The organism is Kitasatospora sp. NPDC056651 (assembly GCF_042792155.1).
In the GTDB taxonomy this organism is placed as follows: domain Bacteria; phylum Actinomycetota; class Actinomycetes; order Streptomycetales; family Streptomycetaceae; genus Kitasatospora.
In genome coordinates this window covers 1-6,420 of the sequence record NZ_JBHTWX010000196.1, presented here as the reverse complement: position 1 = coordinate 6,420, position 6,420 = coordinate 1, and the positions used below count along the sequence as shown (strand labels likewise).

The window sequence follows — 6,420 nt, the reverse complement described above, 5'->3', positions numbered from 1 at the left end:
GCTCCCCGCCGGGGGTGCGGGCGGCGCCGGGACGACGGCCGGGGCGCTGGTGACCGGGGGAGCGGCCGCCGGGGGCTTCGGCTCGGGCGAGCCGGTGAACGCGTAGGCGGCGACGGCGGCCGCGGCCACCGCGATGGCGGCGACGACCCCGGCCTTGGCGGCGGTGCCCAGGCCCTCGCCGGCCGCGCCGGCGCCCGCCGCGCTCCCACCGGAGGCCGCTCCGCCCGCACCGGCACCGGCCGCACCGGCACCAGCAGTACCGGCCGCACCGGAGGCGGCACCCGAGGTCCCGGTGGTCGCCGCGGCCGTCCCGGCCGCCGCACCGCCGACCGCCGCCGCACCGCCCATGGCGGCCGCGGCGGCGCTGAACCCGCCGACGCCGATCCAGACCAGTACCCCGCCGGGCAGCAGGGCGCGCAGCCCGGTGTTGATCTCGGTCAGCTCCAGGCAGGCGGCCGTGCAGCGGTCGCACTCCTTGAGGTGTCGCCCGACCTCCGCCGAGGCCCGCTTGCGCAGCGAGCCGCGGGCGTACGCCCCGAGCCGGTTGGCGTACGCCTCGCAGCCGCTGTCCTGGCTGCCCGAGACGTGCGCCTGGAGGAACGCGGCGGCGAGCCGGTCGCGGGCCCGGTGGGCCTGGACGGCGGTGGCGTTGGCGGTCTTGCCGAGCATCACCGCGACGGTCTTCGGGGACTCCCGCTCGACCTCGGTGTGCCAGAGCACCATCCGGTCGTCCTCGGGCAGTTCGGCGTAGGCCCGCATGACCATCCGCTGGTCGGCCATCGCCATCGCCCAGGCGTCGGCGCCCGGGTCGGCCAGGTCGACGTCGACCACGGCGGCCGAGGTCTGCGCGAACACGGCGAAGTCGTCGACGAGTTGCTCGCGCCGCTCGCTGCGGTGCCAGGCGGCGGCGACGTTGCGCACGGCGGTCAGCAGGTACGCGCGGACGGCGAACTCCGGGCCCTTGCCCGCCCGTAGCGCCTGAAGGGTGCGGGCGAACACCTCGCCCGCGAGGTCCTCTGCGGTGAAGCTGTCCCGGCAGCAGGTGCGCGCGTAACGGCGCACCGACTCGGCGTGCCGGCGGTAGATCTCCTCGTACGCGGTGTCGTCCCCGGCCCGGACCCGGGCGGTCAACTCGGAGTCGGAGGCCGGGCGCTCACCGTCCACCGGGTCGGCGGGGGCGGGCACGGTCCGCCGGGAGGTCCGGCCGCCACCGAACCGTTCGCCGACGAACGCCTCGGGGGCGACCCCGCCCTGGCCCGCGGGGGCCTGCCCGGGCACCCGGCCCGGGGGCAGCGCGGAGGAGGAGAGGGTCTCGCGCCTGGGCATCCCGGCCTGGTCGGGAACGTGGCCGGCGGACGAACCCGCCGCGGAGCCCGGCACTTGGGCCGCCCCCCCGAGGCTGCAGGGGCCCGCGGCGGAGCCCTCGGCGCTATGACCGGAGTGGCCTCCGAAGTCGAGGCCGTACCCGTAGTCGTTCTGTTCCTCGGCGCTCACAACGGACCCCAGATTCCACGACAGCCCCCGTAGTGTGGCAGGGCGCGCGGGAGTGCGCAGGCGCACGGTTCCCCGGGGTACGGCGCCGACGGCGCGCGAAGGGCGCGCATCGGGACATTGGCTCCAACCACGGGCAAAGGATGGCATAGCGCAGGGACGGGCGGTAGCCGGACCGGCCGCCCGCCACTCCTCCGAGGGGCCGTCGCGGGGGCGTTCGCCCAGCGTGCGGCGGCGGGGTGTGCGGCTCCCGCACCCGGCGCGCGCCCATGGCCCGCGCGCCGGTCCTCCCTCCAACTCCGTTGCCCGCCAAGCGTGGCGGAGCGATCGGCCGACGGACGTCAGCTCGCCCGCAGACCGTCCAGCAGGATCTGCAACAGCCGGTCCGCGGGCCCGGCGGAGGCCTGACCGTCCGTCTGCGGAGAAATCGGCGAGAAGCCGCCGGCCGCCGGCGTGGAGACCGACGGACGGGCCGCGTGCACCGGCACCGAGGCGGTCAGCACCAGCACCACGTCCGACACCGTGACACCCGGCCGCAGTTCGCCCGCCGCACCGGCCCGCGCCACCAGCGCGGCCAGCAGCTGGAGCAGCAGCCGGGGATCGGCGTCGGCCGCCGACGGCTCGACCGCCCCGCCGGAACGGGCCTCCTCGCCGCGCAGGTCGAAGCGGACCGCCGCGGGCGCCTCCGACGCCCGCTGCTCGGGCACCCGCCCCAGCTCCTCCGCGTACCGGAACGCCTCCGGGGGCAGCAGCCGGCCGGCTCCGCTGCTCACCGCGCGGGCCAGGTAGCCGGCCAGGGCCTCCCAGGCGCCGTCACCGCCGTACAGCGACTCCCGCGCCTGCGCGGTCAGCCACGCCACCTCCTCGGCGGCGATCCGCTGGACCAGCACCTCCTTGCTCGGGAAGCGCCGGTAGACCGTGCCGACCCCGACCCCGGCCCGGCGCGCGACCTCCTCCATCGGCGCGCCGTAGCCGAACTCGCCGAACACCTCACGGGCCGCCCGCAGCACGCTCTCCAGGTTCCGCCGCGCATCCACCCGCAGCCGGGCCCCTGGTACCGGCACGGCGGCCGGCGCGGGCTCCGTCCGGTACGGGACGGCCGACCGGGCCGTCCCCGCCTGCGCCGCCCCGCCCTGCGGCGGCAGGTCCAGCGGGCCGCGCTGCTCGGGGACCGTGCCCGGCCCGGCCTGCGGCGCTGCCGCCCGCCCCAATACCTGCTCCTGCTCCATCATCCCAACTCTCCCCCGCAGGCGTCCGAATCCGGACCCTGTCGTAGCCCGCCCCTGCACCCCCCGGTGCAGCTCAGCCCGTCAGAAGTGACCCGATGACCCATCGCTCGTGCCGCCCGTCCCGTTCCGGTGACCACGGTTCGTGCCGCCGTGCCGGGTCCACGTCCGGCTCGGCGCGTCGGCTCCGTCCGGGGCCCTTGTCCGGGAACTACCCTTCCCCGGATGACCGGCCCCCAGTCGGGTTCTCACGCCAACACTGGAACTGGCCGTAATGGCCGCTCCACGGTGCGTCGCCGCCGATTGTCATGGCGACGGCCGCCCCGGTACACAATCCGACCATAGTTCACCACTCTTCGCGGCCGAAAGTGCGTCAGAAAGTCGCCCAGTAAGCACAACTGGCCACAGCGGACACTCGCGTCGCAACCCGCCCCGTACGGACTGTGGACAAGACGACCCCTGCCGGTCCTTCATAGGGGGCGTGATGGGGGGACACCCCCGGGCCGGGAGGCCGGGACGAAACGTCACATCGGCAGGAGGTTCACCATCAGGATCCTGATCGCCGGCGGCGGCTGCGCCGGAACGGCCGCCGCGCTCCACCTCCAGCGCGCGCTGCGGGAGCGGCTGCGGCGCGGCGAGGTGGAGATCACCGTCGTCGAGCCCCAGGCCTACTTCACCTACCACCCGCTGCTGGCCGAGGTGGCGGCCGGCTCGATCGACCCGAGACACGTGGTCGTCCCGCTGCGCCGGGTCCTGCCGGACTGCCGGGTGCTCACCGCCCGGATCACCCGGATCGAACACTCCGCCCGGCGCGCCCTGGCCGACGCCGCGGGCCGGGGCGAGCCCCCCGCGCCGGTCGAACTCCCCTACGACGTCCTGGTGGTGGCCCCCGGCTCGGTCTCCCGCACGGCACCGGTGCCCGGCCTCGCCGAGCACGGCCTCGGCTTCTCCACCGTCGGCGAGGCGGTGGGCCTGCGCAACCACGTGCTGGAACAGCTCGACCTCGCCTCCGCCACGCGGGACCCCGCGCTGCGCCAGTCCGCGCTCACCTTCGTCTTCGTCGGCGCCGGCTACGCGGGCGTCGGCGCGCTCGCCGAACTGGAGGACATGGCCCGGGCCGCCGTCCGGGGCTACCACAACGTCCGCGCCGAGGACCTGCGCTGGGTCCTGGTCGAGGCGACCGGCCGGATCCTCGCCGAGGAGTCGCCCGAACTCGCCGAGCACACCCTCGGCGAACTCCGCGAGCGCGGCGTCGACATCCGACTGGGCACCACCCTGGAATCCGCCGCCGACCGGGTCGTGGCGCTCTCCGACGGCAGCCGCTTCGGCGCCCGCACCCTGGTGTGGACGGCGGGAGTCCGGCCGTCCCCGCTGCTGCGCGAGACCGACCTGCCACTGGACACCCGCGGCCGGGTGCGATGTCTGGCGACCCTGCAGGCCGTCGGACCGGACGGACGCGCCCTGCCCGGCGTCTGGGCGGCGGGCGACTGCGCCGCCGTACCGGACCCGACCGCGGGCGGCGCCCCCTGTGCGCCGAACGCCCAGCACGCCTTCGCCCAGGCCGAACTGCTCGCCCGCAACATCGTGGTGGCCCTGGACGGCGGGCCGCACGCCCAGGGCCTGGCCGACTACCGGCCCGGCCCCGCCGCCTGCTCGACCTCGCTCGGCCCGCGCCGGGCCGTCGCGCACACCCGGCGGGGCGGCAAGCTCACCGGCCGACGGGCCTGGTGGCTGCACCGGGCCCGGCACCTGCGGCGGCTGCCGAGCGCCGAGCGCCGGGTGCGGGTGCTGATGGACTGGGTGCTCGGCGGGGTGTTCTCCCGCGAGGCGGTCTCGCTGGGCGCGATGGAACACCCGCGTTCGGCCTTCGAGGAGGGGTTCGATCCGGGGGCCGGCCGCCCGTCCGACGCCGGACCGGATGCTCCCCGGTGACCGCGCCCGCCGAGTCGGGCCGGTGGCCGGCCGGGCGGTGAACCGGAGGGCGAACCGGACGGCCACGCCGGGCGGGCGACTTCCGGAACCGGGCCTCCGCCTGACAGGATCACCCCGACCTGGTCATTACCCCGTGTGCTGCTGCGCACACAAAAAGTGATGATATGCCTGGAAATCGAGGAAGTGGCCGTCGTTTGAACCTCATGCGCTGGAGCGCCCGGCTCACCGGAGTCCCCTGGCGTGCCGTCCCGCCCGACGGCACCGGGACCGAGGACGACGCACCCTGCCCCGACGGCGTGGTCGTGCCCAGCCCCCGCGACCCGAGCGGCCCCGCCGCCACCGCCGAGCTCCTCGACCCGCACAAGCCGCAGAACCTGCGCGAGGTCCTCAACCGCATCCCCGCCCCGGTCGCCGTCACCTACGGCCCGCTCCACCAGCTCGGCTACGCCAACCGCGCCTACCGCGAGCTCTTCGGCGAACGCCCCACCGGCCTGCCGGCGGCGGAGGCGCTCCCCGAACTCGGCAGCATGGGCGTGCTGCCCCTGATGGACCAGGTCATCCGCGGCGGCCGCCCGCGCAGCGTCAAGGCCCGCTGCATCCTCGGCCTCACCGGCAACCGCTACTACAACGTCTCCTGCGTCCCGCTCGGCACCGGCGAGAGCTGCGACGCCCCGGCGGAGGCGCCGCCCACCGGCGTGCTGATCTTCGCCGCCGAGGTCACCGACCAGGTCCTCGCCGCCGCCCGCCTGCGCGAAGCCGAACGCCGCCAGCGCGAGGCCGCCGTCACGCTCCAGCGCAGCCTGCTCCCGCAGAAGCTCGACCAACCGGCCGGCCTGCGGGTCGCCGCCACCTACCAGCCGGGCGGCGCCGAGGCCGCGGTCGGCGGCGACTGGTACGACGTCATCGCCATCGACGGCGGGCGCACGGCGCTCGTCATCGGCGACGTGATGGGCCGCGGCCTGCGCGCCGCCGCCGTCATGGGGCAGCTGCGCACCGCCGTCCGCGCCTACGCCCGCCTCGACCTGCCCCCGCACGAGGTGATGCGCCTGCTCGACGGCATCGCCATGGAGATCGACGCCAACCAGATCGCCACCTGCACCTACGCCGTCTGGGACCCCCGGCGCCGCACCCTCTCCTACGCCTCCGCCGGACACCTGCCCGTCCTGCTGCGCTGCCCGGACGGCACCATCCTGCGCAGCGAGGAACAGAACGGTCCGCCGCTCGGCACCGGCGGCGGCCTGCACGTCTCCCACACCCTGCGCCTGCTTCCCGGCACGACCGGTGTCCTCTATACCGACGGACTCGTCGAGCGCCGGGACGAGGACATCGACCAGGGCCTCGACCTCCTGGCCCGCACCCTGACAGGCGCGATCGGCGCTCCCGAGGTGGTCTGCGCCCGGCTGCTGCGGGCGATGGGCGTGACCTCCGAGCACGATGACGACGTCGCGGTCCTGGCCTTCCAGCTGCCGACGGAGGAGGGCATCGGGAATTCGGTTGCGCCGGCCGCACCGGTTGACTCGGCCGGCCTGAAGGACTAGTGTTCTTCGAGCTGCCTGGCAGGGAGCACCGGACACGCATCTGCGCGGACGGTCCCGGGGCAGCCAATCCTCTGAAACACCACTTCCGGTTCGTGCCGGTCGTTTCGCTTTTCGCGTCACGGCTTGGCGCTTATTCGTCGTGTTCGTTTTATCGGATTGCGGCCGGATTCGCTTTTCGGAGCGGGGATCGGCTAGAGTTTGAAACGTCGGACAGGGCGTCAAGCCCCGGAAGA

General features: G+C 75.4%; 3 protein-coding genes and 1 pseudogene. 2 read left to right on the top strand and 2 right to left on the bottom strand.

Going from position 1 to position 6,420, the window contains the following annotated elements; genetic code table 11:
• A partial coding sequence (locus tag ACFRAR_RS37875; RefSeq protein WP_380704855.1) for a sigma-70 family RNA polymerase sigma factor occupies nt 1-1,326 on the bottom strand: 1,326 nt, incomplete at its 3' end.
• Nucleotides 1,327-1,832: 506 nt separating this feature from the next.
• Complete coding sequence (locus tag ACFRAR_RS37870) at nt 1,833-2,723, bottom strand: TetR/AcrR family transcriptional regulator (RefSeq protein ID WP_380704853.1); 891 nt, start codon at nt 2,721-2,723, stop codon at nt 1,833-1,835.
• A gap of 540 nt (nt 2,724-3,263) precedes the next feature.
• Between ACFRAR_RS37870 and ACFRAR_RS37865 the strand changes: the two genes are divergently transcribed.
• Both ACFRAR_RS37865 and ACFRAR_RS37860 read left to right on the top strand, forming a co-directional pair.
• Nucleotides 3,264-4,649, top strand: coding sequence for an NAD(P)/FAD-dependent oxidoreductase (locus ACFRAR_RS37865; RefSeq protein ID WP_380704857.1), 1,386 nt, complete (start codon nt 3,264-3,266; stop codon nt 4,647-4,649).
• Between the two features lie 194 nt (nt 4,650-4,843).
• A pseudogene (locus tag ACFRAR_RS37860) lies at nt 4,844-6,175 on the top strand (SpoIIE family protein phosphatase); the annotation flags it as partial.
• Nucleotides 6,176-6,420 lie beyond the last annotated feature (245 nt).